The sequence below is a fragment of the Achromobacter sp. Root565 genome, assembly GCF_001427425.1.
GTDB classification, from domain to species: Bacteria; Pseudomonadota; Gammaproteobacteria; order Burkholderiales; family Burkholderiaceae_B; genus Achromobacter; species Achromobacter spanius_D.
Map to the genome: position 1 here is coordinate 306,761 of NZ_LMGO01000005.1, position 26,703 is coordinate 333,463.

The 26,703-nt window shown below is 65.5% G+C and carries 25 protein-coding genes; 11 read left to right on the forward strand and 14 right to left on the reverse strand.

Annotated elements, in window-relative coordinates; genetic code table 11:
- From ASD71_RS18080 to ASD71_RS18100, 5 genes are read left to right on the forward strand one after another with little or no spacing between them, the layout of a single operon-like run.
- A complete protein-coding gene (locus ASD71_RS18080) occupies positions 1-1,581 on the forward strand; it encodes an MBOAT family protein (protein ID WP_056567693.1) in 1,581 nt (526 codons plus the stop codon).
- Positions 1,582-1,605: 24 nt separating this feature from the next.
- Positions 1,606-1,845 carry an acyl carrier protein gene (locus ASD71_RS18085; RefSeq protein ID WP_056567696.1) on the forward strand — a complete coding sequence of 80 codons (240 nt, stop codon included), beginning with the start codon at positions 1,606-1,608 and terminating at the stop codon, positions 1,843-1,845.
- 25 nt (positions 1,846-1,870) lie between these two features.
- Complete coding sequence (locus tag ASD71_RS18090) at positions 1,871-3,364, forward strand: AMP-binding protein (protein WP_056567700.1); 1,494 nt, start codon at positions 1,871-1,873, stop codon at positions 3,362-3,364.
- Complete coding sequence (locus tag ASD71_RS18095; protein ID WP_056567703.1) at positions 3,361-4,035, forward strand: alginate O-acetyltransferase AlgF; 675 nt, start codon at positions 3,361-3,363, stop codon at positions 4,033-4,035. The genes ASD71_RS18090 and ASD71_RS18095 overlap by 4 nt, the downstream gene beginning before the upstream one ends.
- 10 nt (positions 4,036-4,045) lie before the next feature.
- A complete protein-coding gene (locus ASD71_RS18100) occupies positions 4,046-5,176 on the forward strand; it encodes an acyl-CoA dehydrogenase family protein (RefSeq protein WP_056567705.1) in 1,131 nt (376 codons plus the stop codon).
- Between the two features lie 24 nt (positions 5,177-5,200).
- On the opposite strand, the gene ASD71_RS18105 is transcribed toward ASD71_RS18100, so the two are convergent.
- The 5 genes from ASD71_RS18105 to ASD71_RS18125 form a co-directional block, all read right to left on the reverse strand.
- Positions 5,201-6,202 (reverse strand): DUF4434 domain-containing protein, encoded by a 1,002-nt coding sequence (locus ASD71_RS18105; protein ID WP_156395224.1) that lies wholly within the window; start codon positions 6,200-6,202, stop codon positions 5,201-5,203.
- A 3-nt stretch (positions 6,203-6,205) separates the two neighbouring features.
- Positions 6,206-6,619 carry a YidB family protein gene (locus ASD71_RS18110; protein ID WP_056567711.1) on the reverse strand — a complete coding sequence of 138 codons (414 nt, stop codon included), beginning with the start codon at positions 6,617-6,619 and terminating at the stop codon, positions 6,206-6,208.
- A 141-nt stretch (positions 6,620-6,760) separates the two neighbouring features.
- Positions 6,761-7,960: a lytic murein transglycosylase gene (locus tag ASD71_RS18115; RefSeq protein WP_369818986.1), complete on the reverse strand. Its 1,200-nt coding sequence runs from the start codon at positions 7,958-7,960 to the stop codon at positions 6,761-6,763.
- Positions 7,961-8,010: 50 nt separating this feature from the next.
- Complete coding sequence (locus ASD71_RS18120; RefSeq protein WP_056567716.1) at positions 8,011-8,727, reverse strand: MOSC domain-containing protein; 717 nt, start codon at positions 8,725-8,727, stop codon at positions 8,011-8,013.
- A 15-nt stretch (positions 8,728-8,742) separates the two neighbouring features.
- Positions 8,743-9,567 (reverse strand): ferritin-like domain-containing protein, encoded by an 825-nt coding sequence (locus tag ASD71_RS18125; protein ID WP_056567719.1) that lies wholly within the window; start codon positions 9,565-9,567, stop codon positions 8,743-8,745.
- A 96-nt stretch (positions 9,568-9,663) separates the two neighbouring features.
- Between ASD71_RS18125 and ASD71_RS18130 the strand changes: the two genes are divergently transcribed.
- Complete coding sequence (locus ASD71_RS18130) at positions 9,664-10,797, forward strand: GNAT family N-acetyltransferase (RefSeq protein WP_056567722.1); 1,134 nt, start codon at positions 9,664-9,666, stop codon at positions 10,795-10,797.
- Positions 10,798-11,067: 270 nt separating this feature from the next.
- Here ASD71_RS18130 and ASD71_RS18135 read toward each other — a convergent pair whose 3' ends face one another.
- Positions 11,068-11,538, reverse strand: coding sequence for a DUF1854 domain-containing protein (locus tag ASD71_RS18135; protein ID WP_056567726.1), 471 nt, complete (start codon positions 11,536-11,538; stop codon positions 11,068-11,070).
- 21 nt (positions 11,539-11,559) lie between these two features.
- A complete protein-coding gene (locus tag ASD71_RS18140) occupies positions 11,560-13,845 on the reverse strand; it encodes an ABC transporter ATP-binding protein (RefSeq protein WP_056567728.1) in 2,286 nt (761 codons plus the stop codon).
- A 259-nt stretch (positions 13,846-14,104) separates the two neighbouring features.
- Here ASD71_RS18140 and cphA (ASD71_RS18145) point away from each other — a divergent pair, with 259 nt between their 5' ends.
- The 5 genes from cphA (ASD71_RS18145) (at position 14,105) to ASD71_RS18160 (ending at position 20,712) form a co-directional block, all read left to right on the forward strand.
- Positions 14,105-16,720 carry a cyanophycin synthetase gene (gene cphA, locus ASD71_RS18145; RefSeq protein WP_056567731.1) on the forward strand — a complete coding sequence of 872 codons (2,616 nt, stop codon included), beginning with the start codon at positions 14,105-14,107 and terminating at the stop codon, positions 16,718-16,720.
- Positions 16,721-16,779: 59 nt separating this feature from the next.
- Positions 16,780-19,350, forward strand: a complete 2,571-nt coding sequence (cphA, locus tag ASD71_RS18150; protein ID WP_056567733.1) for a cyanophycin synthetase — start codon at positions 16,780-16,782, stop codon at positions 19,348-19,350.
- Between the two features lie 556 nt (positions 19,351-19,906).
- Positions 19,907-20,107 (forward strand): CsbD family protein, encoded by a 201-nt coding sequence (locus ASD71_RS18155; protein WP_006218180.1) that lies wholly within the window; start codon positions 19,907-19,909, stop codon positions 20,105-20,107.
- Between the two features lie 27 nt (positions 20,108-20,134).
- The gene (locus tag ASD71_RS27750) at positions 20,135-20,299 is read left to right on the forward strand and encodes a DUF1328 domain-containing protein (RefSeq protein ID WP_006389411.1); all 165 of its coding nucleotides are present in this window, start codon (positions 20,135-20,137) and stop codon (positions 20,297-20,299) included.
- Positions 20,300-20,373: 74 nt separating this feature from the next.
- A complete protein-coding gene (locus ASD71_RS18160) occupies positions 20,374-20,712 on the forward strand; it encodes a BON domain-containing protein (RefSeq protein ID WP_056567736.1) in 339 nt (112 codons plus the stop codon).
- 113 nt (positions 20,713-20,825) lie between these two features.
- On the opposite strand, the gene ASD71_RS18165 is transcribed toward ASD71_RS18160, so the two are convergent.
- The 7 genes from ASD71_RS18165 to ASD71_RS18195 all read right to left on the reverse strand — a co-directional run bounded on the left by ASD71_RS18165 (position 20,826) and on the right by ASD71_RS18195 (position 26,641).
- Positions 20,826-21,698: a PhzF family phenazine biosynthesis protein gene (locus tag ASD71_RS18165; RefSeq protein ID WP_056567740.1), complete on the reverse strand. Its 873-nt coding sequence runs from the start codon at positions 21,696-21,698 to the stop codon at positions 20,826-20,828.
- Positions 21,699-21,773: 75 nt separating this feature from the next.
- On the reverse strand, positions 21,774-23,198 hold the full coding sequence (locus ASD71_RS18170; protein WP_056567743.1) for a 4Fe-4S binding protein: 1,425 nt from the start codon (positions 23,196-23,198) through the stop codon (positions 21,774-21,776).
- Between the two features lie 41 nt (positions 23,199-23,239).
- Positions 23,240-24,088 carry an FTR1 family protein gene (locus tag ASD71_RS18175; protein ID WP_056567746.1) on the reverse strand — a complete coding sequence of 283 codons (849 nt, stop codon included), beginning with the start codon at positions 24,086-24,088 and terminating at the stop codon, positions 23,240-23,242.
- Positions 24,089-24,102: 14 nt separating this feature from the next.
- On the reverse strand, positions 24,103-24,426 hold the full coding sequence (locus ASD71_RS18180; protein ID WP_056569434.1) for a cupredoxin domain-containing protein: 324 nt from the start codon (positions 24,424-24,426) through the stop codon (positions 24,103-24,105).
- Positions 24,427-24,458: 32 nt separating this feature from the next.
- The gene (locus tag ASD71_RS18185; protein WP_056569437.1) at positions 24,459-24,995 is read right to left on the reverse strand and encodes an iron transporter; all 537 of its coding nucleotides are present in this window, start codon (positions 24,993-24,995) and stop codon (positions 24,459-24,461) included.
- Between the two features lie 222 nt (positions 24,996-25,217).
- On the reverse strand, positions 25,218-25,784 hold the full coding sequence (phaR, locus tag ASD71_RS18190) for a polyhydroxyalkanoate synthesis repressor PhaR (RefSeq protein ID WP_056567750.1): 567 nt from the start codon (positions 25,782-25,784) through the stop codon (positions 25,218-25,220).
- Positions 25,785-25,903: 119 nt separating this feature from the next.
- Complete coding sequence (locus ASD71_RS18195) at positions 25,904-26,641, reverse strand: 3-ketoacyl-ACP reductase (RefSeq protein ID WP_056567753.1); 738 nt, start codon at positions 26,639-26,641, stop codon at positions 25,904-25,906.
- Positions 26,642-26,703: the final 62 nt, after the last annotated feature.

The following is a 26,703-nucleotide window of genomic DNA, read 5'->3' on the forward strand; positions in this document are numbered from 1 at the left end:
ATGCTATTCAACTCCTACCTGTTCCTATTCATCTTCCTGCCCGTGACGCTGGCGGCGTACTACGCGCTAGGGCGGCTGAACGTGCGGCTGGCGGCGCTGTGGCTGTGCCTGACCTCGCTGGTCTTCTACGGCTGGTGGAATCCGCAGTTCGTCGTGCTGCTGGCCGGCTCCATCGCCTTCAACTACCTGGTCAGCCAGTTGATCCTGCACAACGCCGCACGCCCCCGGTTGCAGGGCCTGATCGTGGGACTGGGCGTGGGCGCCGACCTGGCGCTGTTGTTCCACTACAAGTATTTCGTGACGCTGCTCAACTTCCTGAATGACTTGGGCATGACGGCGGCAACCGTAGACGACATCATCCTGCCGCTGGGCATCTCGTTCTTCACGTTCACGCAGATCGGCTATCTGCTGGACTGCAAGGCGGGCGTGGTGAAGGAACGCAGCCTGCTGAGCTACGTGCTCTTCGTGACGTTCTTTCCGCACCTGATCGCCGGCCCGATCCTGCATCACAAGGAAATGATGCCGCAGTTCGCGCAGCCGGAGAATTACCGGTTCAAGGCCGAAAACCTGTCTGTGGGCGCGATCCTGTTCGTGATCGGCCTGGCCAAGAAGGTGCTGCTGGCCGACGGCATCGCGCCGTACGCCGATGCGGGGTTCGCGGCGCCGGGTGAGCTGCAGTTTTTCGGATCATGGGGCGCCAGCCTCTGCTATGCGCTCCAGCTTTACTTTGATTTCTCAGGCTATTCGGACATGGCGCTGGGCTTGGCCAAGATGTTCGGCATCCGCTTCCCGCTGAATTTCAACTCGCCCTACAAGGCGGGCAACATCATCGAATTCTGGGCGCGCTGGCACATGACGCTGACGCGCTACATCACCGCGTATCTGTATTACCCCGTGGCGGTGGCCGTAAACAAGTGGCGCACGAATCGCGAGCTGCCGGTGGGTTCGGCCGGGCTGAAGACGCTGGGCGGCTTTGCCGGCAGCATCGTGCTGCCCACGCTGTTCACGATGACGCTGGCGGGCGTGTGGCATGGCGCGGGCTTCCAGTTCGTGGTGTTCGGGCTGCTGCACGCCATGTATTTGTCGGTGAACCATGCCTGGCGGATATTCGTCGTGGGCCGCAAGCCGGCCGCAGCGCGCAACACGCGGGCCACCACGCGCGCGCTGTGCGTGCTGATCACATTTGTCGCGGTGCTGGTGGCGCAGGCATTTTTCCGCGCGCACGGCGTGGGCGATGCAATGCTGCTGGTGCAGGGCATGACGGGCGCGCGCGGCATCGAGTCGCTGGATATGTCCGCTCATGTCGCGGGTCTGGCCGTTGGCGACGCCTGGCGCGTCATCGCCGGCCACCACATGCAGCTCATCTATGCCGTCGTGCTGCTGGGCATCGCGTGGTTCGCGCCCAATTCGCACCAGATCCTGGGCCGCTGGTCGCCCGCCCTGTTCAAGCCCAATGAGGCCCCGCAACCCTACCTGCGCTGGCGCCCCAACCTGGCGTGGATGGCGGTCATGCTGGTGCTGCTGGCTTTCTGCCTGGTCAACCTGCACAAGGAAGCCCGGTTTCTCTATTTCCAATTTTGACCCTGCGGGGTCGCGGAGCAAGACATGGACATCAACGCTATCGAAACCAAAGTGGCGCAACTCGTCGAAGGCATCATCCTCACGCAGGTGGACCCGGACACGTTGCTGATCGAATCGGGGCTGGTCGACTCGCTGGCCGCCGTCGACGTGGCGCTGGCGGTCGAGCGCGAGTTCGGCTGCAAGATCCCGCCCACCGAGATCGACGTGCATCTGGAATCGGTGCATACGCTGGCAGCATTCATCGCGGAACGCCGCGGCGCCTAGCGCGCAGCCACGGGAGGGCCGGACCATGCGCTTCGACTTCAACACGTTCGATTTCGCGGACACACAGGCTGGCGCGGACGCCATCGCGGTCGTGGACGCGCGCGGGGCCACGTCGTGGCGCGCGCTGCGCGCCGCCACCGAGGCCTGGGAGCAGGCAGCGCGAACAGCGGGCGCACGACCCGATACGCCGCTGGTGATTTCCGGTCACAAGGAGACGGCGTTTCTCGTGGCGATACTGGGCTGCCTGCGGCTGGGCGTGCCTTTCGTGCCGGTGGATATCATCAATCCGCCCGAGCGCATCGCACGCATCGGCGAGCTGGTGCACGCGGGCCTGCGTTACGACGCGCAGGCCGCACATTTCGTTTCCACGGGCGGCCAGGGCACGTCGCTGGAAGAAAAGGGCCTCGCCTACATCATGTTCACGTCGGGCAGCACCGGCGACCCGAAAGGCGTGCAGATCGGCCGCGAAAGCATGGGCCATTTTGCGGGATGGATCCGCGACTGTCTCGCGCTGGGCGCGTCGCCGATCTTCATGGATCAGATGCTGTTCAGCTTCGATTTTTCGCTCTTCAACTGGGTGGGCGCGCTGACGCTGGGCGGCACCTGCGTGCTGTGCCCGCGCGAGACCATCGCACAGCGCGACGCCTTTGTGCAATATCTGGCCAACAGCCGCATCAGCGTCTGGGCCTCCACGCCCTCGTTCGTGCGGCAGCAATTGTTCAACCCCGAGTTCGACCACACCCACCTGCCCGACCTGCGCGTCTTCGTGTTCGGCGCCGAATCGTTGACGCCCGCGCTGGCCGAGGAACTGTGGCAACGCTTTCCGGAGGCGCGCATCGTCAATTCCTATGGCCCGACCGAGGCGACCTGCTCGACCACCTGGGTCGAGATCGACCCGGCGTTGCGCGCGGCAGCGCCGAATCCATTTCCCATTGGCCGCGCCAAGCCCTATGCCGAGGTCTTCATCGAAAACGGCGAGATCAGCATCGCGGGCGATCACGTCATGCGCGGCTACCTGAACCGCCCCGATCTGAACGCCACGCGCATGTTCACGCGCCACGGCAAGCGCGGCTATCGCAGCGGCGACCTGGGCGAGATCGACGCGCAGGGCCTCGTGACCTTCCGCGGCCGCATCGACGATCAGATCAAGCTGCATGGCTACCGCATTGAACTTGCGGAGATCGACGCGGCCATCGCCGCCCTGCCCGGCGTGCGCGCCGGCGCGACGGTGGCGCTGCGCCGCCCCGACGGCGCCATCGTCCGGCTGATCGGCTTCGTCGAACCCGTAGCAAACGGCCAGGGTTCGCACGCCCCTGCCGCAGGCTTGCAACCGCTGCCCGCCGATCTGACGGACTGGAAGGTCACGCTCGGCCGGCGTTTGCCCCCGTACATGATTCCCTCTGAGCTGGTGGCGTGCCCGCGCTTTCCCACCACCAGCACGGACAAAGCGGACCGCAGGCAGCTCGAACGTATTTATCTTGAAACGCGCCTGAGCAGGAAACCGGAGCCGCAAACATGACTCGCACACCCTTACGCCTCGCCCTTGCCGTGACGCTGGCGGCCTGCGCCGCCAGTGCCGCCGCCGAAGGCGTGCTGGCCCAGCTCTATGCCGCCCGCCCGCCGGCGGGTTCTTCGTTCGTGCGGGTGGTCAATCCGCACGTGAATCCACTGCAGGCGCAGGTCGCGCAGGGCCCGGTCCAGGAGATCGGACCCGACCAGCAGGCCACCACCTACGCCATCGTGAAGGGCAATCAGCCCTTCGACGTGCGCATCGACGGCAAGCTCGCCGGCACACTGCAGGTGGCGCCCGACACGTTCAGCACGCTGGTGCCGCGGCGCGACGGCGGCAGGCTGTCGTTCAGCGTCATCGACGACAACGCCGGCGCGCAGGACGCGCTGAAGGCGGAGCTGCGCTTCTACAACCTGGCGACGGATTGCCCCGCCGGCCAGATGTCCGTCAGTCCGTCGGGCCCGGTCCTGTTCAAGAACGTCGAGCCCGGCGCGTCCGCCGCGCGCGCGATCAATCCGGTCAGCGCGACGCTGGCCGCCAGCTGCGGCACGGCCGTGTCGCAGGCGCTGCCGCTGCCGGTCTTGCAGCCGGGCGACCACTACAGCCTGTTCCTGACCGGCACGCCCGAAGCCCCCATGCTGCGTGGCCAGACCAGCAGCACGGACGCCTACAAGAAATAGGGAGACCAGCATGCGACGCGTTTTCCGGGACGACCACGAACTCTTCCGCGACCAGGTCAAACGCTTCATCGAGAGCGAAATCGCGCCCCGCTATGCCGAATGGGAAGACGCAGGCGTGACCCCGCGCGCGCTGTGGCGGCGGGCCGGCGATGAGGGGCTGCTCAATTGCGCGGTGCCGGATCCGTATGGCGCGGGCGGCGACTTCGGGCATTCGGCCGTGGTGATCGAGGAACTGGCCCGCGCCAATTTCCTGGGCATCGGCTTTTCCATCCACTCCGACATGGTCGCGCCGTATCTGCTGAACGTCGGCACCGACGCGCAGAAGCAGCGCTGGCTGCCTCCCATGGCGCGCGGCGAGACCATCGGCGCCATCGCGCTGACCGAGCCGGATGCGGGCAGCGATCTGAAGGCGGTGCGCACGCGCGCGCGGCGCGACGGCGAACACTTCGTGCTCAATGGTCAGAAGACCTTCATCACCAACGGCATAAATGCGGGCTTGGCCATCGTGCTGGCCAGCACCGATCCCGATCTGGGCGCGCGCGGCCTGTCGCTGTTCTGTGTCGATGAAAACCTGCCGGGTTACACGAAGGGCGCGCCGCTGCACAAGATCGGCCAGCACAGTCAGGACACCTGCGAGCTCTTCTTCAACGACGTGCGCCTGCCCGCCGATTGCCTGCTGGGTCCGCTGAACAATGCGTTCGAGATCATGACGCGCGAACTGGCGCGTGAACGCCTGGCCATTGCGCTGCGTGCGGCGGCGTCGCAGGAAGGCATGCTGGAACAGGCGGCGCAATACACGCGCGATCGTAAAGTGTTCGGGCGCCGCGTCATCGACTACCAGAACACGCGCTTCAAGCTGGCGAATGCGCGCGCGCAGAGCGCGATGCTGCGCGTCTTTCTGGACGATTGCCTGGCGCGCATGATGGAAGGCGACCTGGACGCCACAACGGCAGCCATCGCCAAGCTCAATGCCACCGAAATGCAGGGCCGCATTCTGGACGATCTGCTGCAGCTTTACGGCGGCTATGGCTACATGGCGGAATACGGCATCGGCCGCGCCTGGGCCGACGCGCGCGCGCTGCGCATCTTTGGCGGCACCAACGAGGTCATGCTGGAGATCATCGGCCGCAGCTTCAACTGACGCGGCGAACTTCAGAGGCCCACTTCAGAGCCGCGCGTCCATCCAGGCCTGCATCAGCGCGCGCGCCTCCGGTGTATCGTCGATGACCCACGGGTCCAGCGCAAAGGCCACGATGCGCTTGGCGCCGTAGCCGCGCGCCACCTCCCACTGCTCGCGCACCCGCTCAAAATCAGCGGAACGGGCCTTGAAGGTCGAGCCGTCCGTGGCGCCCGACGGCAGTTCCTCGAACAGTTCCAGGATCAGGTCGAAAGACGCGTGGCGAGCCAGCAGCATGTCGTGCAACGGTTCCAGCGCCCGCAGGTTCTCCAGCCCGGCCACGCCGACGCCATCCTGGATCATGGGGTGTATGCCCACGTGGTCCAGGATATGGCTCCACAACTTCATCAATGACCCATCACCCGGCAGGCGGCTGTGATACGTGGAAATGCACGGCACGCTGCTGCTGGTCTCTTGCGACGCGCGCGACAACGCATCCAGCCATGGCACCAGCAGCGCCTGCCGTTCGGCGGAAGCCCAGTTGTACTGTTCCAGTTCGTACGGCAGATACCATCCGCGGAAGGCGCGGCGCTGGTTCCAGCCGGACCCCCGCATGTACGCGGCGCCACGTTCGCGCGTCTGGTCCAGAAAGGCGGCCAGCGCGGGCGTGTCGGCGCGGGCCAGCATGTCCCACCAGCGCTGGTCGTACGGCAGGCCCACGTGGATGCCAATGCCCTGATGCGCGGCCTCGTCGAACAGCGTGCCGAGCAGCGCTTGGGGGGCCATCCAGTCGTCCGGCCGCCCGCCTTCCAGGCCGGTCCACTGCAGGAAGATCTCGCGGCAGCCCAGCCGCCGGAAACTGCGCAGCCGCAGCCGCCAGTCTTCGGGCGTCAGGTCCGCGTGACTGCGCCAGAGCTGCAGGAAGGTGGCGTTAAGGGAAAGCGGCGGCGAACATGCCGCCAGCGGCGCCAGGGCGCTTAACGCCAGCGCCTGGAACAGGCGCCGGCGCAGGGGGGATTTGAGCTGCGGAGGTATCAGGAGACTGCCCAGCCTTTATCCGCGGTTGCCGAACAGGCCGGACAGCGAGCCCAGCAGGTCGGCGGGATTGAATTGCTGGCCGGGCTGCACCGCGCCTTCCGGCGTGGCCTTGTCGACCAGTTGCGGCAGCAGGGCCGACAGCGAATCCAGCACGGAGGTGGTGTCTTGCCCCGTCTTGGCCGCCAGTTCGTTCACGACGCCGGGATCAAGCACGGAACCGAGCTGGTCAGCGCTGACGGGCAGATTCTGGCCCGTGCCCACCCAGGACGCCACCACTTCGCCCAGCCCGCCCTTCTGAAAGCTGGCGATCAAACCGGTCAGACCGCCCGGGTATTTGTTCAGTTGCTCGATCAACGCGGGCAGCAGCGAGGCCGAACCGCCTTGCTGACCGCCACCGGCCATCGAGGCCAAAGTGTCCAATAGGCTCATTGCCGCGCTCCTGAAAAAGTCGGGAAATCAGTATAGGCCGATGAAAAGCGCGGTGTGCGGCAATGCTGTTGCCGCCCGCGACGACTTTGAAAAAGTTGTAAATCGCGTGGGCGGGTCATGCTTTCGAATAGTGCTTTTGGTTCAGGTCGCCGGCGCGGGCGTCGACGCTTTCAGCGCCTTCAGCGCCTTTTGGCCCGCGCGCCCGTCCGGCAGCAGGCCGAGTTCGCGCTGGGCGGCCTGCAACGCCTGGCGCGTACGGGCGCCGATCATGCCGTCGGGCTCGCCCAGATCGTAGCCACGCGCGATCAAGAGGCGCTGCAATTCGCGCCTTTCCGCGCGCGACAGCCCCGGATCGTCCGTGGGCCAGGCCTGGAGCAGCGGGCCGCCGCCACGCAGGCGGTCGGACAAATGCGCGATGGCCAGCGCATAGCTTTCGGCGGCGTTGTAGGAGTACAGGGCGTCGAAATTTCGTGTCACCAGAAACGCCGGACCATTGCGGCCTGCCGGCAGCAGCAGACCGGCCGGCGTATCGCCGCCTGGCAGCGCCTGTCCATCGGCGCGCGTCACGCCCTGTTTCACCCACGACGACATCGGGCGCTTGTTCTTGCGGCCCGCGCCGGAGGTGTCCAGTTTCGCGGGCAGCTTGACCTCGTAGCCCCACGCCATTCCCGCATTCCAGCCCGCGCGCTTCAGAAAATTCGCCGTGGACGCCAGCGCGTCCGGCACGCTGTCGACCAGATCGCGCCTGCCGTCGCCGTCAAAATCCACCGCCAGCCGCAGATACGTAGAAGGCATGAACTGGGTCTGGCCGAACGCGCCGGCCCAAGAGCCCGCCAGGCGCTCGGGCGCAATGTGTTCGTCCTGGATGATCTTCAGCGTAGAGAAGAATTCGCCCCGGAAATACGCCTGGCGCCGGCCATAGCACGACAGCGTGGACAAGGACGTCAGCAGCGGCCGTCCGCCCAGCGTGCGGCCAAAATTGCTTTCCACGCCCCACACCGCGGCAATCGTGGCCGGGTCCACGCCATATCGCTGCGACGCCCGGTCCAGGTCTGCCTGCCAACGCGCCATGCCGGCCTGCCCGTCCGCCACGCGCTCGTCATCCACCAGGCCCGCCATGTAGTCCCAGATGGGCGTCTTGAACTCCGGCTGCGCGTCCAGCAGGCCGATGACCGCCATATCGGGCGCAAGCTGCGCCGTGTGCGTGTCGAAGGTCGCCGCCGACACGCCGGCCTTCAAGGCGGGCGCGCGCAGCTGCGACAGGCAAGCAGCAAAGTCGCCGGCGGCAAGCGCCGCGGGTGCCGGCAGGATCAGCGCGGCGGTCGTCACGGCGGCGGCCATCAGCACGCGGGTTACAGCGGTGTTCGGCCGCGCGCGGCGCAACAGGAATTTCATGCTTGGGATTCCTTGGGAGGTGCGATCGCGGCATCGCCTTGCAGGCGCCGCGTCCAGTCTTCGACTTCGCCGGCACGGGCGCGCTTTTCAAAGAGCGCGCGCCAGTTCGGCGACAGCTCCGGCAATGCCGCCAGCGCGTGCAGCACATCCGGGTCCAGCACGCGGCGGTTCAGGATGTCCTGCACGCGCGCCAGCGACCATTGCGGATGCAGGCGCTTGTGCAACGTCAACGTGTCGCCCGGCGCCAGCCAGCCGGTCTGCAGCACGCGGTAGTACCAGCCCGTCATGCCGCTGGCCTGCACCTGCGCGGCCATGCCCTTGTGCTGGAACCGGTGATCCAGCTTCCAGCACGGCTGGCGCGCCTGCGACACCTGGATCAACGCGGTGCCCGCGCGATAGACGTCGCCCACGCACACGTCGCCTTCGGTCACGCCGGTGGTGGAGATGTTTTCGCCGAAGGCGCCCGGCGCGCGCAGCACCGCGCGTTCGCCCAGCGTCTGCAGCCAGGCAGGATAGTGGTCGCGCGCGTAATGGTGCAGCGCCTTTTCCGGCCCGCCATGAAAGCGCCGGTCTGCCTGCGCGTCCCCATCCAGTCCTTCCAGACCCAGCCAGCGCCGCTCGCCGACCGGATGCTTGTCGATGCCGCTGTCGCGTCCCGAATCGCCCAGCGGCCGCAAGGCGCCCGTCAGCAGCGCGTCGATTGTGATGTCCATCTTCCCGTCTTCCTATTAGCCGGCCTGCAGCGCGGCAAGCTCGTCGTCGTCGAATCCGGCGGCGCGCCGCGCCTCCAGGTTGAAGGGGCCGCGCAGGCGCGGCGCCTGATAGCGCGCCGCCAGTTCGGCATAGCAGGCCACCGGCTCCTTGCCCGCCAGCGCGCATTGCTGCTTGTACCAATGGTTGCCGATGGCGACGTGGCCGATCTCGTCGCGCAGGATGATGTCGACGATGGCGGCGCTTTCCGAGTCTCCCGCGCCCGCCAGCTTGTTGCGGATCATGGGCGACGCGTCCAGGCCGCGCGCTTCCAGCGTGCGCGGCACAAGCGCCAGGCGCGCGAGCAGGTCGTCCTGCGTGCGCTCGGCCATATCCCACAATCCGTTGTGCGCGGGGAAGTCGCCGTAATCAACGCCAAGCGTGTCCAGCCGCTGGCGCAGCAAATCAAAATGCAGCGCTTCTTCGCGCGCGACGCGCAGCCAGTCGCGGTAGAACGCCTCGGGCATGCCGGCAAACCGCCACATGATGTCCAGCGCAAGGTTCACGGCGTTGAATTCGATATGGGCCAGTGCGTGCAGGAGCGCCGCCCTGCCTTCCTGCGTGGCCATGGATCGATGGCGGACCTCGGCCGGCGCGACCAGTTCTGGCCGTGGCGGGCGGCCGGGCAATCCGGCGATGGGCGCAAGGACCCGCTCGCAATCCAGCCGGGCGTCGTCGGCAATGGCGCGCACGCCCGCCAGCTTATCGGGCCAAGCCGTGGCGGCCAACGCAGCCAGCGCCTGCTCGCGCATGCCGTACATATCGTCCTTCTGCCCGCCGGGGGCAGTCTTGCTGCTGTCCATGTTGCCGTCGTTCCCGGGCGCCGCGTGGACGCCTCAAATCCCTGTCATTGCCATGGCTTGCACGCCATGCGATCCCGAAGACTTTATCATTCGCGGATGGATCCCCTGCGCCTTACCTTGGAAACCGATCTGTCCCGCATCGACGCCCGGCAATGGGACGCGCTGGCCGGAGACCAACCCTTTTTGCGGCACGCCTTTCTGCTCGCCCTGCACGACACCGGCTGCGCATCGCGCCAGACGGGCTGGGCGCCGCATTTCCTGGCGCTGTGGCGTGACGACGTGCTGGCGGGCGCGGTGCCGCTTTACCTGAAGTCGCATTCGCGCGGCGAGTATGTGTTCGACTACGCGTGGGCCGATGCCTTCCAGCGGCACGGCATGCGCTACTACCCCAAGCTGTTGTCGGCCATCCCGTTCACGCCAGTCACCGGCCCGCGGCTGCTCGCCGCCAACGACGAAGACCGCGCGACACTGGTGCGCGGGCTGGTCGCGTTTGCCGAAGAGGTCAACGTGTCGTCGTTGCACCTGCTGTTTCCCGCTGACGCCGACGTGCGCGCGCTGCGGGAGGCAGGCTTCATGATCCGCGAGAGCGTGCAGTTCCACTGGACCAACGCAGGCTATGCCGACTTCGACGCGTTCCTGGCCGCCATGAGCCACGACAAGCGCAAGAAGATCCGCCAGGACCGCAAGAAGGTCACCGCGGCGGGCCTCACCTTCCGCTGGCTGCGCGGCGGCGAGATCGGCGCTGACGAACTGGAATTCTTCTACGGCTGTTATTGCCGCACCTACTTCGACCACGGCAACCCGCCCTATCTGAGCCGCGAGTTCTTCGAGCAGGCGCACCGCGACCAGCCCGATGCTTTCGTGCTGATCCTGGCCGAGCGCGATGGCGTGCCGGTCGCGTCGGCGCTCAACCTGGCGGGCGGCAACGCGATGTATGGGCGCTACTGGGGCGCGACGGAATACGTGCCCGGGCTGCACTTCGAGACTTGCTACATGCAGTCCATCGCCTATTGCATCGCGCATGGCATCGAACGCTTCGAAGGCGGCGCGCAAGGCGAACACAAGATGGCGCGCGGCTTGCTGCCCACGCCAACGTGGTCAGCGCACTGGGTGGCGCATCCGGGTTTCGCCGAGGCGATCCAGAACTTCCTGGACGAGGAAACCGCGGCGGTGACGGACTATTTAGGCGAGCTGGAATCGCACACGCCGTTCAAGGGTCGGGGTGAGTGATGCTGGCGGCGGTGTCAGACACCCATGATTCGCACGGGCGAATTGAAGGCCGTCTCTGCAGGGTGTCAGACACCTGAGAGTGTTGCCTGGTGTGCGACACCCCTCTGCCAGGTGTCTGCCCCCTATGAATCGCACGCCCCTCTGCCAGGTGTCTGACACCCTTGAACCGCACGCGCAGGCTGAAGCCGCGTCCCGCCAGGTGTCTGACACCGACTTAAGAAAGACGGCGCCGGGTGTCTGACACCGACTTAAGAAACACCGCCTAAACCGTCAGAGAAACCGGTCCAGCAGCTTGCGGCTGTGCTTGTCCAGCGACTGGATGTCGCGCACCAGATAGAAGATGCCGTGGTTGTCGGCGATGAGCAGCGTTTGGGGGGACAGGCGGCGGATGTCTTCTTCACCGCGTAGCGTGAACGAGGTCGGGCCGCGGTCGGTGTCCACCTTCCAGACGCTGGGCGTGGCGTAGGTCGACACGCTGGACAGCTTGCGGATTTCGGGCATGAACTCGCGGCTGGCGAGTTCCTCTTCGATCAGGGCGCGCGGCTCGGCGGGGACGTCGGACAGGTGTTCGATCCACAGCAGCTCGTGCCCGTCGGTGGTCACCAGCGACAGTCCGCGGCCCGCCTCGCTGATCGGGAAGGCGCGCACCGGGATGACGCCTTCGTGCGATTCGCCGTCGGCGGACTGGAACTCCAGGCGTCCGAAGGCGTTGCGGCGCAATTGAAAGAACGGCAAGGTCATGGCGAGAATCCCGTTTCCGCGTCAGGCCACGGCGGCCATGTCTTCGCTGCCCGACGACTGGGCGTCGGCTTCCGCCTGGCGCGCCTGCGCCTGATAGAGGCGATAGTAGGCGCCCTCGCGGGCCATCAGTTCTTCGTGCGGTCCCTGCTCCACGATCTGGCCGCGGTCCAGAACCACCAGCCGGTCGGCCTTGCGCAGCGTGCTCAGGCGGTGCGCAATTGCGATGGTGGTACGGCCACGGACCAGGTTGTCCAGGGCCTTCTGAATCTCTTTCTCTGTCGTGGTGTCCACCGACGACGTCGCTTCGTCCAGGATCAGGATGCGTGGGTCGATCAACAGGGCGCGCGCGATCGAAATGCGCTGGCGTTCGCCGCCGGACAAGGCCTGACCGCGTTCGCCCACCAGCGAGTCGTAGCCGTGCGGCAGGCGCAGGATGAATTCGTGCGCGTGCGCGGCGCGCGCCGCGGCCACGATCTCGTCGCGCGTGGCGTCCGGCCGGCCGTAGGCGATGTTCTCGGCGATGGTGCCAAAGAACAGGAACGGCTCCTGCAGCACCAGCCCGATATTGCGACGGTAATCGGCCACGCGCACCGAACGGATGTCGGCGCCATCCACCAGCACCGCGCCTTCGGACACGTCGTAGAAGCGGCAGATCAGGTTGATCAGCGTGCTCTTGCCGGAGCCGCTGTGGCCCACCAGCCCGATCATCTCGCCCGGCGCGATGGTCAGATTCAACCCGCGGATGACCTGGCGGTTGCCATAGCGAAAGCCCACGTCGCGCAGTTCGATGCGGCCGTTGATGTGCGGCAGCTTGGCGGGGTTCTGCGGTTCCGGCACACTGGACACGTGGTCCAGAATGTCGAAGATACGCTTGGCGCCGGCGGCAGCCTTCTGCGTGACCGACACGATGCGGCTCATGGAATCCAGGCGCAGGTAGAAGCGCCCGATATACGCCAGGAACGCGGCCAGCACGCCCACGGTGATCTGCCTTTGCGACACCTGCCAGATGCCGAAAATCCACACCACCAACAGGCCCACCTCGGTCAGCAGCGTGACCGTCGGCGAGAACAGCGACCAGGTCGTGTTGACGCGATCATTGACTTCCAGGTTGCGGTTGTTGGCTTCGCGGAAGCGCGCGACCTCGCGCTTTTCCTGGGCAAATGCCTTGACCACGCGGATGCCGGGAATGGTGTCGGCCAGCACGTTCGTGATCTCGGACCAGATGCGGTCGACCTTTTCGAAGCCATGCCGCAGGCGGTCGCGCACGGCGTGGATCATCCAGATGATGAACGGCAGCGGCACCAGCGTGACCAGCGCAAGCCACGGATTGATGCTGATCAGGATAACCGCCGTCATGACGATCATCAGGATGTCGGTGGCGAAGTCCAGCAGGTGCAGCGACAGGAATACACAGATGCGGTCGGTTTCGCTGCCGATGCGAGAAATAAGATCGCCGGTGCGCTTGCCGCCGAAATACTCAAGCGACAGTTGCTGCAGGTGCGCGTAAGTGGTGGTGCGCAGATCCGCGCCGATGCGTTCGCTGACCCACGCCAGAATATAGGTGCGCGCCCAACCCAATCCCCACGCCAAAATGGCCGATCCCAGCAGGCCGCCCAGATAAAGCCGCACCAGGCCGTAATCGATGGGCGCGCCGTTCTGGAACGGAATCAGCACATCGTCCATCAGCGGCATCGTCAGATACGGCGGCACCAGCGTAGCCGCGGTGCCCAGCAGCGTCAGCAGAAACCCGGCAAACAACGGGCCGCGATATGGCCGAGCAAAACGCCACAACCGCAGCAGCGCCCACGTGGTCGACGGCGCGGCCTGTTCCTGGTTGCACGTCGGGCATTCTTCCTCGCCCGCGGGAATGACGTTATTACAGATCGTGCAGGTGCGTTCTTCGAGCGCTTCGGCCGGTTTTCCCGACAGACGAATCGACTGCTGGGTTTCGAACTGGGCCAAGAGCCGCAGCGCCGCGGGATTGCAAGCCAGCGTGAATCGCCAGACGCCCAGACGGCCGGTGTCGTCGTGCAGCTCCAGCACGGCGGCGCCGGCGTGGTCGCTGAGAGATAGCTTCAATTGAGGGCCGTATGGCCAGGATTCCCAAGCGGAATCGTCGGGAAGGCGGGCGATCAGCCGTTTGTCGGTCACGGCGACCAGACCCGGCTGGAACTTCAAACGCTGATCTAGGTCTATTTCGACCCAGGCCAGTAGGGTTTCGTCATCCGCCAGTTCGGTGCGGATTTCATCCCGCCAGCGGGCAGGAAATGCGTCGGCAAGGCCGGAAAGCAGGTGTGGTTTTTTCATTGGAACGCATACCGGGCCAGGACTCTGCCCTACTAGGCGGCAACCGGTTTGACGCCATCGGCGGCAAACGTGTCCCTTCCTTACAACACAACGAGTTCACGCCATGAAGGCGTCGTATAGTATCAGCCGATTTTTCTAATTAGGAATATCTGGGATCCCCCACTCGTTGGCATTATTCTTAAGGCGCAACCCCAATAAAATCGCGGTCTTGCATAGGGGCGTCCGCGCGTGCCAACCTGCTTCTCGAGCAAATTAAAACATGAAAAAGAAAGACATTGAATTTATCGATGTCGTGGCTTTGCGCGGCCCGAACATTTGGACGTATCGCCCGGTCCTTGAAGCATGGGTGGATATCGGCGAACTGGAGGACTACCCCTCCAACACGATTCCCGGATTTTATGAGCGCCTGACCGAATGGCTGCCGACCCTTATCGAACATCGATGCAGCCCCGGCGTGCGCGGCGGTTTTCTGGCCCGCCTGAAAGAAGGCACGTGGCCCGGCCACATTCTCGAGCATGTCACCCTTGAACTGCAGAACCTGGCTGGCTTGCGCGGCGGCTTCGGCAAAGCGCGCGAGACCTCCAAGCGCGGCGTGTACAAGGTCGTCGTGCGCGCCTGGCAGGAACAGGTCACCCGCACCGCCTTGAACGAAGCGCGCGACCTCGTCATGGCCGCCATTGAAGACCGGCCGTTCGACGTGCCCGCCACGGTGGCCAAGCTGCGCAGCCTGGTCGACCGCCACTGCCTCGGTCCCAGCACCGCCTGCATCGTCGATGCGGCCGATGATCGCGATATTCCCTATATCCGCCTTTTTGAGGGCAACCTCGTCCAATTCGGCTACGGCTCCGCCCAGCGCCGTATCTGGACGGCCGAGACCGATCGCACCAGCGCCATCGCCGAAGGCATTTCGCGCGACAAGGACCTGACCAAGGAATTGCTGTCGACCTGCGGCGTGCCGGTGCCTGAAGGGCGCCTGGTCGAAAGCGAGGAAGACGCCTGGGACGCCGCCGAGGACATCGGTCTGCCCGTGGTGGTCAAACCCTACGACGGCAACCATGGCCGCGGCGTCTTCACCAATCTGACGACGCGCGAGGAAGTGGTCTCGGCCTACCGCGTCGCCGTGGACGAAGGCAGCGGCGTCATCGTCGAACGCTTCGTGCTGGGCAACGAACACCGCCTGCTGGTGGTGGGCAACCGGATGGTGGCCGCCGCCGCCGGCGAACCGGCTTGGGTGACGGGCGACGGCAAGTCGACCATCACCGAACTCATCGACAGCCAGATCAATACCGACCCGCGCCGCGGCCGCACCGAAAACCATCCGCTCAATCCCGTGCGCCTGGATTCCGCCGCCCGGCTGGAAATCGCGCGCCAGGGTCTGTCGGAAGAGAGCGTGCCGCCCGAAGGCCAGCGCGTGCTGGTGCAGCGCAGCGGCAACGTCGCATTCGACGTGACTGATCGCGTCCACCCCAGCGTAGCCGCCACCGTGACGCTGGCTGCGCGCATCGTCGGCCTGGATATCGCCGGCGTGGACCTTGTGGCCGAAGACATCACGCGCCCGCTGGATGAACAGCGCGGCGCCATCGTCGAGGTCAACGCCGGACCAGGCCTCCTGATGCACCTGAAGCCCGCCGACGGCACGCCGCGTCCCGTGGGCCGCGCCATCGTCGACCACCTCTTCCCAGCGGGCGACGCGGGCCGCATTCCCATCGTGGGCGTGACGGGCACCAACGGCAAGACCGTCGTCGCCCGCCTGGTGGCGCGCCTGTTGCACCTGTCCGGCAAGCGCACCGGCCTCGCGTGCAGCGAAGGCCTCTACCTGGACCGCCGTCTCGTGCAGAAAGGCGACCGCGCCGACTACGCGTCGGGCACGCGCCTGCTCATGAACCGCAACGTGGACGCCGCCGTCATCGAGAACGACAGCGGCGTGATCCTGGGCCAGGGCCTGGCCTACGACCGCTGCCAGGTCGGCGTCGTCACCAACATCGACGACGGCGATCATCTCGGCGACTTCGACATCAACGAAACGGAACGCCTGTTCAACGTTTTCCGCACGCAGGTTGACGTGGTCCTGCCGGACGGCGTGGCCGTGCTGAACGCACGCGATCCGCGCGTCGTGGAAATGGCCGAGCTCTGCGACGGCGGCGTGATCTTCTTTGGCATCGACCCCGCCCTGCCCGCCATTACGCAGCACCTGGCCCAGGACGGACGCGCGGTGTTCGTGCGCGACGGCAGCATCGTGCTGGCGCACGGCAGCCAGGAAGAACGCCTGGCCGACGTGGCCGCCATTCCGCTGACGCACGGCGGCCGGGTGGCCTTCCAGGTTGAAAATGTGCTGGCGGCCGTGGGCTCGGCGTGGGCGCTGGACATTCCGGTGGAACTGATCCGCGCCGGCATCGAGACCTTCGACATCGACCAGGCCGACGCGCCTTGGCAGTTCACGCTGTTCGAGCGCAACGGCGCCACGGTGGTGGTCGACGACGTGCACAACGCGTCGGCGCTGCGCCCGCTGATCTCGGCCATCGGCCAGTTTCCGGCCACCCAGCGCGCAGCGGTCTATTCGGCCGGCGCGGACCGCCGCGACGCGGACCTGATCGAACAGGGCAAGCTGCTTGGCGACGCCTTCGACCGCGTGGTTCTGTATGACGACGCGACCGTGCGCAGCAAGCGCCCCGACGGCGAGGCCCGCGCGCTGCTGCGCCAGGGCCTGGCGCAAGGCAGCCGCGTCAAGGACATCCAGGACGAGCCCGACCACGGCAAGGCCATCGCCAGCGTGCTGGACGGCATCGGCGCCGGCGACTTCGCCCTGCTTCAGTCCGACGAGGCGTTCTCCGGTCCGACCATCGACCTGGTCCGCCGCTGGATCCAACAAAACTGACCTTATTGCGCGCGCGGCCGCCCCCGGCGGACGCGCGCCAGACGACAGGAAACCCTGCCATGGAAGTCTCCCGTATCCGAGCATTGCGCGGCCCCAATCTTTGGAGCAAGAACACCGCAATCGAGGCCATCGTGTCCTGCGGCGACGCCGAATGCTCCATCGACAACCTGCCCGAGTTCGAAGCCCGCCTGCGCGCGCGGCTGCCGCAAACCGGGCTGCTGCGCCCCGAAGGTCATCAGGGCGCGGTGTCCATCGCCCACGTGCTGCAGATCGTCGCGCTGACGATGCAGGCGCACGCCGGCTGCCCCGTCACGTTTGGCCGCACCGCCTCCACCATCGAGCCGGGCGTGTTCCAGGTCGTGGTCGAGTACAGCGAAGAAGAAGTCGGCAAGCTGGCGATGGAACTGGCGCAGGAACTCGTGCGCGCCGCGCTGGACGACACGCCGTTCGACATTGCCGACGCCTTGAAGCGCCTGCGCGAACTGGATGAGGACGTGCGCCTGGGGCCCAGCACCGGCTCCATTGTGAACGCCGCCACGGCGCGCAACATCCCCTACCGCCGCCTCACGCAGGGCAGCATGGTGCAGTTTGGCTGGGGCAGCAAGCAGCGCCGCATCCAGGCGGCCGAAACCGACCTGACCAGCGCCATCTCGGAATCCATTGCGCAGGACAAGGACCTGACCAAGATGCTCCTGGACGCCGCCGGCGTGCCGGTGCCGATGGGCCGTTCCGTGACCACCGCCGAGGAAGCCTGGGAAGCGGCGCAGGAACTCGGCGGCCCGGTCGTGGTAAAGCCGCGCGACGGCAGCCAGGGCCGCGGTGTTGCCGTCAACATCGAAACTCGCGAGCGCGTGATCCAGGCCTTTGAAGTGGCCGAGGAGATCAGCTCCGAAGTCATCGTCGAACGCTACATTCCGGGCCACGACTTCCGCCTGCTGGTGGTGGGCGGCGCGCTGGTCGCGGCCTCGCGCCGCGATCCCCCGCAGGTCACGGGCGACGGGCAGCAGACCATCCGCCAACTGGTCGACCAGGTCAACGCCGACCCCTTGCGCGGCGACGGCCACGCCACCTCGCTCACCAAGATCCGTTTCGACGACATCGCCCTGGCGACGCTGAAAAAACAAGGCTTTGACGCCGATTCCGTGCCGCCCGCCGGCACGCTGATCTTCCTGCGCAACAACGCCAACCTGAGCACGGGCGGCTCGGCCACCGACGTGACCGACGAGGTCCATCCCGAAATGGCGGCGCGCGCGGTGTCCGCGGCCCGCATGATCGGCCTGGACATCTGCGGCGTGGACGTGGTCGCCGAGACCGTGCAGTACCCGCTTGAAGACCAGCACGGCGGCGTCGTGGAAGTCAACGCCGCGCCCGGACTGCGCATGCACCTGAACCCCTCGTTCGGCAAGGGCCGCGCGGTGGGCGAAGCCATCATCGCCAACATGTTCGCGGATGGCGACGACGGCCGCATTCCGGTCGTGGCCGTCGCGGGCACGAACGGCAAGACCACCACGGTCCGCCTGACCGCGCACCTCTTGGGCGCGGCCGGCAACCGCGTGGGCATGACGAACTCGGACGGCGTGTACGTCGACAACCTGCGCATCGACACCGGCGACTGCAGCGGCCCGCGCAGCGCGCGCAGCGTGTTGATGCACCCGGACGTGGACGCCGCGGTGTTTGAAACCGCGCGCGGCGGCATCCTGCGCGAAGGCCTGGCGTTTGACCGCTGCAACGTCGCCATCGTCACCAACATCGGCATGGGCGATCACCTGGGGCTGGGCTACATCAGCACGGTCGAGGACCTGGCAGTGGTCAAGCGCGTCATCGTGCAGCACGTGCATCCGTCGGGCATGGCGGTGCTGAACGCGGCCGATCCCATCGTGGCCGAGATGGCCGCGAGCTGCCCGGGTTCGATCACCTACTTCGCCGAAGACCGCAATCATCCCGTGCTGGCCACGCACCGCGCGCAGGGCCTGCGTTCGGTCTACCGCGATGGCGATGCCATCGTCGCGGCGCAAGGCGCCGATGAGGTGCGCTTCCCGCTGGCCGAGATCCCTCTCACCCGCAATGGCACGATCACGTTCCAGGTCGAGAACGCGATGGCGTCGATTGCGGCGGCGTGGGCGCTGGACCTGGGCTGGGATGTCGTGCGCCGCGGCCTGGCCACGTTCGTCAATGACGCGCAGACGGCGCCCGGGCGCTTTAACGTGTTCGATTACCGCGGCGCCACGGTGATCGCCGACTACGGCCACAACCCCGACGCCATCCAGGCGCTGGTGCGTGCCGTTGATGCGATGCCGGCCAAGAAGCGTTCTGTCGTCATCAGCGGCGCGGGCGACCGCCGCGACGAAGACATCCGCATGCAGACCGAAATCCTGGGCGCCGCCTTCGACGACGTGCTGCTCTACCAGGACCAGTGCCAACGCGGCCGCGCGGACGGCGAAGTGCTGGCCCTGCTGCAGCAGGGTCTGGTGGGCGCCAGCCGCACCACGCAGATCGACGAGATCCACGGCGAATTCGTGGCGATCGACACGGCGCTGGCGCGCCTGAATCCCGGCGACCTCTGCCTGATCCTGGTCGATCAGGTGGAAGAAGCGCTGGACCACATCGCCAAGCGCATCGCCCAGCCCTGAGCGGCACGGCGGCAAAGCGGACGGGGCGCCCCAGGCGCCCCGTTTTTTCGTCCGGCTATGCCGCCGCTAGCCGTGCGGTGACGCGACGGGCGCCGTGGCCTGATATCGGTCCGTCACGTGCGTGCATCCCACGGCCGCCAAGGCGCCAAGCGCCAGCAAGATGGCGCTGCAAAGTCGTTTCGTCATGCGAGTGTTTCTCCCGTTGCGTGTCGAACCGCCAGCCGGTTCCGTGTGGACTATACCGGCATGCGCCCTGCCCGGCCAGCCGCGCCAGCACTGGCTTTCGAGAGCGGATCGGTTACTAGCCGCGCACAAAAGGGGTCAAATGGTTGCTCAAATGTAACTCGACCCGATTGCTCCCGGAACGCGATTTCCCGTCTCAAACCCGGGGCATTTTCCACGGCGGCGCAGTTACATTTCCCCACAGCGTCGTTTGACAGCCCCTGGGGGCGACTCGTAGCTTAGAAGCTAGCTGATCAGTGCCCAACACACCGCGTCCCGGCAGCTTCATAGGCCATGAACCTGCCGCCGCACGTAACCAGAGAGAGGTCACCACATGAACAACGACATCATCGCCGGAAAGTGGAAGCAACTGACGGGCAAGGCCAAGGCGGCCTGGGGTGAACTCACCGACGACGAACTGACCCGTACCGAAGGCAACGCCGAGCGCCTGGCAGGTCTGATTCAGGAACGCTACGGCAAGACCAAGGATGAGGCGCAAAAGGAAGTCCGCGACTTCTTCGACCGCAATCCCTGATTCTTATAACCACCAGGAGAAGCTGACATGTTGCATTACGCCGTAGTTTTCTTCGTTATCGCGATCATCGCGGCTGTCCTGGGTTTCGGCGGCATCGCCGCCGGCGCCGCGGGGATTGCCAAGATCCTGTTCTTCGTCTTTCTGGTCCTGGCTCTGCTGTCCATTCTGGGCGGCGCCTTCCGCAAGAAATAGAACTCGCACCTGAACGTTTTTAGATTGTCATAGCGTCTCGAACGCGCTGAACACCAAGAAAAAGGAGCATTACTATGGAAATTCGTAAGCTGATCGCCGCCGCCGCACTGGGTACGGGGGCTGTCTTCACTTCCATGGCTTTTGCCGCCGATGACGGCAAGCCGAAACAGTCCGTGGGTGAATACGCGTCCGACGCCACCGTGACCACCAAGGTCAAGGCCGCCTTTGTTGCCGACAAGCAGCTGAGCGCCCTGGAAATCGCCGTCGAAACCAACAACGGCGAAGCCACGCTGACCGGCACCGTGGGCACCGCTGCCGAAGCGGATCACGCCGCCAAGGTCGCCCGTGGCGTCGAAGGCGTGAAGCAGGTCAAGAACAACATCAAGGTTGATCCGGCCAAGAACCGCAAGTAATCACGGCATCGAATCAATCGACGCCTGATTTGAAAACGGCGCCTGTGTTTAGCACAGGCGCCGTTTTCACGTGGGGCCATTTCGCATGCACGCTTTGGGGTAGCGGCTTCCCGCTACAGCGTGACGGCGCCGCGGCCGATTTCGAGCGCGCGTCCGCCCACCTGGATGCGGCCGTCGGTCGAGACATCCAGTTGCAGGCGGCACGGCCGGCCGGTCTGATCGCCCTGCTCGACCAGCACGCTGGCCGACAGTGCAGCCTTGCGATGCAGCAGCCAGCCGCCCAGGTTGGCGCAGGCCGAACCGGTGCCCGGATCCTCGTTGATCGCACCGCCCGGCGTGGCATAGAAGTAGCGGGCCACGACGACCTGCCGGCCCGCCTGGACATTGCCTTCGTCAAACGCAAACAGATACAGCGACTTGCGCTCGAGGCTGCTGGTCTGCCAGCGGCCGAGCAGCGACGCGTCCGGCTTGGCCCGGCGCACTGCGTCCACACTGGCGAGCGGCACAAGCAGTTGGTCCGCGCCGGTGTCGACCCAAATCGGGTCGGCCAGCAGGTCGCTTTCGCCCAGACCCACCAGTCCGGCGATGCCGGCGGGGTCCAACTTGGGCGCGGCGGTGCGCACCCCGCCGGGACACGGTGCGGTGAAGGTCCACGCGTCGCCGCTGGCGGACAAAGGCACGACGCCGGCCTGAAATTCCAGCGTCAACGCGTCGCCGGGTTGCCGCAGGTCGCGCACGACCTGCGCCGTGCCAATGGCGGGATGCCCGGCGAACTTCATTTCAAACCCAGGCGTGAAGACGCGCACGCGCGCGGCGGCCCGCTCGGAGGGCAGGATGAACGTGGTTTCGGACAGATTGAATTGCGCCGCGAGATTGAGCATGGTGGCGTCGTCCATGCCGCGGGCATCTTCAAACACGCAGAGCTGATTGCCGCTGAACGTGGAAGACGCAAATACGTTGAGAAGCCGGAACGCGTAGGAAGTCATGGCAAAAAGCAGTCAGGGAAATTGCCGGCGGCGCCGGCGCAGTCCCCAACTGTATCGCAGCGTCCGGGCGGACGCTTACCAGACCGCGAAGAACAGCACCCAGGCAATGCAGAACGGCGCGAGGCCCGCGGCCAGCACCAGCCCCGCGCCAACCTTGCGCGCCATGCCGACCGGACGCGCATTCAGCAGTCGCGCGTAAAGACGCAGCGTCCACAACACCGCCAGCGTCAGCAGCGTGAACCGGACCGGCGTCGCCCAGGCCGCCTGCACGCCTTCATGCTTGAGCAGCGTGATGGTGGTGGCGGACAGGCCCAGGAACACGCCGATACCGGCCGACGGAATCAGCGCCTGCGCCAGCTTGTGCAGGCCGGCCCGCCCCCAGCGCGATACCGGTGCATGGGCAGCATGAGAATTCAAGGGCGCCGGCGGCACGGGTGCGGCAGGCGCAATGCGGTCGGCGATCCACAGCGACAGGAACGTTGCGCCGCCCACGCATACCGTGGCGCCGACGACAAAGAGCAAAATGCCGGCGCCGTCCAGCCACGAGAAGCTGTCATTCACGTCGGGATAGTGGGTCAGGATGAACCACGGCGCGTTGTCCATCAGCGGCCACAGGATGTCGTGCTCGACCAGCCAGGTCGCGGCCCACTGCTTGGCCGTCACGAACCACGGGCTGGCGCTCCAGAGGAACGCGCCGATCGCAATACCCATCAGGCCGAAGCACAGCAACGCCGTCTGCCACGGATCGCCGTCGGCCACGTGCACGATCTCTTCTTCGGGCGAGCGGGGTGTCAGTGCAATGGCGCCGCGATAGCCACTGCACCGTCCACAGACGTGGCAGTCGCCAGCGCCCTTCATGTGGCGCAGCGGCACCAGCGGCGCACAGTTGATGGGTTCGATGCGGATGACGGGATGCCGCCACTTTTCCTCGTCGACCTTGAAGTGCCAGGGCGCCAGCTTGGCCAGCAGGTTGAACACGCCATTGACCGGGCACAGATACTTGCACCACACGCGCTTGCTGCGCCCGTAGCGCCAACCGACGATCATGGCCGCCACGGTGGACCCGCCCAGCACCGCCAGCACGGCGAGCGGATATTGATAGACGCTGACGAGCTGGCCGTAGATCGTGGTCAGCGCGAAGGCCACGAACGGCCAGCCGCCCCAGCGCATCCACTTCGGAATGGCTCGGCCCTGCCCGCGCTCGCTGGCCCATTCGGTCAGCATGCCTTCCGGGCAAAGCCAGCCGCACCACGCGCGTCCCAGGATCGGCATCGAGATCAGGACGAACGGCCACCACACGCCCCAGAACGCGAACTGCGCCACGACGGTCAGGTTGTTGAACACCGACGCTGCGTTGTCGGGCAGCGGCAGCAGCACGGGCACGATGAGGAGGAACGCGTACAACGCGACAATGCCCCACTGCAGCTTGCGCAACAGCGGGGCATGGTCACGGAGGAAGTCGGCGATGCGGGAGGTTGCCCTCCCGAGTGCAGCAGCCATGGTCAAACCTTAAGAAATTCAGTCCGGAGAAAACACCGGAATCAGGATGCTCCACGGGCTGCGGCCACGGGCGCGGGCCGTCCGCCCGCCCAGCGCAGCAGCGCCCAGACGATGAGCCAGTAAGCCACCCACAACAGCAGCGAGGACAGCGCGGGCAGTGCGCGGTACCCCGCGAAGTCGGCCAGCACCTTGCCAACGCCCGTGCTGTCGCTCAGCAGCCAGGAGCTGTCCCAGACCGGGTCCACGATGGTCGGCAGGACATCCAGGGAAATCAGGTGATCCAGGCCGCCCACCAGCAGCGAGCCGGCCAGAAGCAGCAACAGGATTTCGGTCACGAAGAAGAAGCGGCGCCACGTAATGAGCTTGCCGCCCAACTGCAGCAGCCAGAACGTCAGCAGCGCCACCGCAAAACCGGCCACGCCAGCGACGGCCAGCATCAGCATGTCGCTGCCGCCCTCGCCCGCCGACACCGTGCCGTACAGAAACACGACGGTTTCGCTGCCTTCGCGGGCGACGGCGATGGCGACCAGCACGAGCAGGCCCCACCAGTTGTCGCTTGCCACGGAGGCGCGCGCCCCGCTTTCGAGTTCGCCCTTGAGCGTGCGGCCGTGCTTCTTCATCCACACGACCATCTGCACCACCAGCGCGCACGCGGCCAGCGACATGATGGCCTGGAACCATTCCTGGCCTTCATCGCTGAGCCAGGACGACACACCCAGCAGCACCAGCGCCAGCGCCACGGCCAGAGCCAGGCCCGCCGCCACGCCGCCCCACAGGTACGGCAGCCCGCGCTTGCCTTCCGGCGTGGCGCGCAGCCACGTGTACAGGATGCCCACCACGAGCAGGGCTTCGACGCTTTCGCGCCAGACGATGAAAAGTACCTGTTCCATGCTTTGGTGCCGCGTTATTCCTTGGGCTTGACGACCAAGGTGCCTTTCACGCTCTGGTGAAAGTCGTCAAAAAAGGGATATTCGCCGGGACGCGAAATGGTGATGACCACGAAGGACTTCACCCCCGGCCCCAGGACTTTTTCCTTGCGCAGCGGAATGCTTTCGAATTCCACCGGCTCGTTGCTCTCGTTGATGAGTTCAATCTTGAAACGGCCCGCCGGCACTTCCAGCGTGGCCGGTTCGAACGTGCCGTCCGGCTTGAACCGCAAGGTGAACGTGGGCAGTTCGTCCGCCTGCGCGGGCGCCATGCCCGCCGCGCCGGCCAGGCCGATCAGCATTGCGGCAAGAACGCGAAGCAGGCGGCGCACGATCAGTACCCGCCCTTCTTGCCGGTGCCGGCGTAGACGAATTCATACTCCAGGTCGAACGGTTCGAACCATTCGCCCACGCCCGTTTCCTTGTCGACGTGGCGGCCGAAGTGGCTCATCTTGTTCGCGGTCGGCGGCAGGATCGTGTACTTGAGCTTGTATTTGCCCGGGCCTTCGAGCTTCACGTTTTCGCCGTAGTGCGGGCCGTCGTTGGCGACCATCGGCATGAACGTGCCCTTCTGCACGTTCTGGCTGCCGACCTTCTGGATCTCGTAATTCACGACCAGGTACGGCACCCACTCGCCTTCCGGGAAACCGGTCTTGTTGCCGGCCGTGGCGTGGATGTCTGCCTCAAGGTGCACGTCGGAATCCTTGGCCGGACGCATCATGCCGGGCGGGTCCATTTCGATCGGCTGCAGGTACACGGCGCCGATTTCCATGCCACCTTTCTCGACAGGCTTGCCGATGGGGTACTCGGCCGCATGGGCGGCGGATACGCTCAACGCGACAATGGCCAGCGCCAAGGCTTTCTTGATCATGTGCATAATCCTTGAGACACAAATGAAAATAGCGGCTCTCAAAACACAAACAAGAACCGTTTTCATTAATTTAGTGGATTTTGCTGACACAACCCTGAACCTGGCCGCACTAAAAGTGCCAGATCATTGCGTTGGCTCAATCGTCAAAAAGCCGCCTTGGCATGCACCAAGACGGCTTTTTTGCATTGACGCGGACCGTAGCGGCCCGGCGTCCGGCGGTATTTACTTGCGGCCCGCGCCCGGGGTGCTGCCCGGCGTGAACGGGAAGGTCGAGAACATGGCGCGCGTCTGATCCTGCATCTGGTCTTGCATCTGCACGAACAGGTTTTTGCTCTGGTCGATGTAGTTGTTCATCATGTTCTGCAGCATCGGCGTCTGCACATTCATGAACTGGGTCCAGGCTTCCGGTCCGAACTGGCTGCCGTACAGGCCCTTGGACTGCTCGGCCATGCGCTGCTGGATCTCCATGAACGCCTGGATGTTCTTTTCCAGGTACGAGCCCATGATGCCTTGCATGGCGTGGCCGTAGAAACGGATGATCTGCGACAGCATGTTCGAAGAGAACATGGGCATGCCGCCGCTCTCCTCTTCAAGAATGATCTGCAGGAGGATGCTGCGCGTCAGGTCTTCGCCGCTCTTGGCGTCGACGACCTGGAATTCCTCATTCGCCAGGACCAGTTGCTTGACATCTGCCAGGGTGATGTAGGTGCTGGTCCGGGTGTCGTATAAGCGACGGTTGGGGTATTTTTTAATCAGGCGCAGGCTGGCGCCGGTTTGTGCTTGCGTCATGGTTGTCCCCGGATCGGGCGATCTCTTTAGGCTTCGAATAATGTGAGTGTAATGCCGTACGGCCCTATGCCCGAAGCCGTACAGCGCGAGTGGGCCGCCGCGGGGCGGCCCACGTCACGTCAACCCATGTGCAGGCCGCCGTTCAGCGAGAAATCCGCGCCGGTCGAAAAGCCGGATTCATCGGACGCCAGCCATGATGTCATGGACGCGATTTCCTCAGGTGTGCCCAGGCGGCGCACCGGAATCGTGGCGACGATCTTCTCCAGCACGTCCGGCCGGATGGCACGGACCATGTCGGTGCCGATGTAGCCCGGCGAAATCGTGTTGACGGTCACGCCCTTGCTGGCCACTTCCTGCGCCAGCGCCATCGTGAATCCGTGGATGCCGGCCTTTGCCGTGGAGTAGTTGGTCTGGCCGAACTGCCCTTTCTGGCCGTTGACCGAACTGATGTTGATGATGCGCCCCCACTGGCGCTCGACCATGCCGTCGATGACCTGCTTGGTCACATTGAACAAGCTGTTCAGGTTGGTATCGATGACCGCGCGCCAATCGTCGGCGGTCATCTTGCGGAACAGCCCGTCACGCGTGATGCCCGCGTTGTTGACCAGCACGTCCACCGGCCCGAGGTCTGCCGTAACCCTTTCGAATGCGGCAACGGTGGAGTCCCAATCGGACACGTTTCCAACCGACGCGTAGAACGTGAAACCCTGCGCGGCCTGCTCATCCAGCCATTGCTGGTAGTTGCGGCTGGGGCCGCAACCTGCCACCACGCGAAAGCCATCCTTGGCCAAGCGCTGGCAAATAGAGGTGCCGATCCCGCCCATCCCGCCTGTTACGTAAGCCAGTTTTCCGCTCATTGGACTTCCTCCTGTGTGCGACGGACGCCTCGTTGATTAAACATCTTCCTGCCGGGGATCGG

Bases quoted from the DNA above. Each gene is read 5' to 3' on its own strand.
- phaR (WP_056567750.1), bottom strand. From the start codon at position 25,784: ATGACGCAAGCACAAACCGGCGCCAGCCTGCGCCTGATTAAAAAATAC.
- ASD71_RS18180 (WP_056569434.1), bottom strand. From the start codon at position 24,426: ATGCTGATCGGCCTGGCCGGCGCGGCGGGCATGGCGCCCGCGCAGGCG.
- cphA (WP_056567731.1), top strand. From the start codon at position 14,105: ATGAAAAAGAAAGACATTGAATTTATCGATGTCGTGGCTTTGCGCGGC.
- ASD71_RS18195 (WP_056567753.1), bottom strand. From the start codon at position 26,641: ATGAGCGGAAAACTGGCTTACGTAACAGGCGGGATGGGCGGGATCGGC.
- ASD71_RS18135 (WP_056567726.1), bottom strand. From the start codon at position 11,538: ATGACCTTGCCGTTCTTTCAATTGCGCCGCAACGCCTTCGGACGCCTG.
- ASD71_RS18120 (WP_056567716.1), bottom strand. From the start codon at position 8,727: ATGGACATCACAATCGACGCGCTGCTGACGGGCGCCTTGCGGCCGCTG.
- ASD71_RS18155 (WP_006218180.1), top strand. From the start codon at position 19,907: ATGAACAACGACATCATCGCCGGAAAGTGGAAGCAACTGACGGGCAAG.
- ASD71_RS18165 (WP_056567740.1), bottom strand. From the start codon at position 21,698: ATGACTTCCTACGCGTTCCGGCTTCTCAACGTATTTGCGTCTTCCACG.
- ASD71_RS18170 (WP_056567743.1), bottom strand. From the start codon at position 23,198: ATGGCTGCTGCACTCGGGAGGGCAACCTCCCGCATCGCCGACTTCCTC.
- ASD71_RS18125 (WP_056567719.1), bottom strand. From the start codon at position 9,567: ATGGACAGCAGCAAGACTGCCCCCGGCGGGCAGAAGGACGATATGTAC.
- ASD71_RS18115 (WP_369818986.1), bottom strand. From the start codon at position 7,960: ATGGCCGCCGCCGTGACGACCGCCGCGCTGATCCTGCCGGCACCCGCG.
- ASD71_RS18110 (WP_056567711.1), bottom strand. From the start codon at position 6,619: ATGAGCCTATTGGACACTTTGGCCTCGATGGCCGGTGGCGGTCAGCAA.
- ASD71_RS18095 (WP_056567703.1), top strand. From the start codon at position 3,361: ATGACTCGCACACCCTTACGCCTCGCCCTTGCCGTGACGCTGGCGGCC.
- ASD71_RS18100 (WP_056567705.1), top strand. From the start codon at position 4,046: ATGCGACGCGTTTTCCGGGACGACCACGAACTCTTCCGCGACCAGGTC.
- ASD71_RS18085 (WP_056567696.1), top strand. From the start codon at position 1,606: ATGGACATCAACGCTATCGAAACCAAAGTGGCGCAACTCGTCGAAGGC.
- ASD71_RS18130 (WP_056567722.1), top strand. From the start codon at position 9,664: ATGGATCCCCTGCGCCTTACCTTGGAAACCGATCTGTCCCGCATCGAC.
- ASD71_RS18090 (WP_056567700.1), top strand. From the start codon at position 1,871: ATGCGCTTCGACTTCAACACGTTCGATTTCGCGGACACACAGGCTGGC.
- ASD71_RS18140 (WP_056567728.1), bottom strand. From the start codon at position 13,845: ATGAAAAAACCACACCTGCTTTCCGGCCTTGCCGACGCATTTCCTGCC.
- ASD71_RS27750 (WP_006389411.1), top strand. From the start codon at position 20,135: ATGTTGCATTACGCCGTAGTTTTCTTCGTTATCGCGATCATCGCGGCT.
- cphA (WP_056567733.1), top strand. From the start codon at position 16,780: ATGGAAGTCTCCCGTATCCGAGCATTGCGCGGCCCCAATCTTTGGAGC.
- ASD71_RS18080 (WP_056567693.1), top strand. From the start codon at position 1: ATGCTATTCAACTCCTACCTGTTCCTATTCATCTTCCTGCCCGTGACG.
- ASD71_RS18185 (WP_056569437.1), bottom strand. From the start codon at position 24,995: ATGATCAAGAAAGCCTTGGCGCTGGCCATTGTCGCGTTGAGCGTATCC.
- ASD71_RS18175 (WP_056567746.1), bottom strand. From the start codon at position 24,088: ATGGAACAGGTACTTTTCATCGTCTGGCGCGAAAGCGTCGAAGCCCTG.
- ASD71_RS18160 (WP_056567736.1), top strand. From the start codon at position 20,374: ATGGAAATTCGTAAGCTGATCGCCGCCGCCGCACTGGGTACGGGGGCT.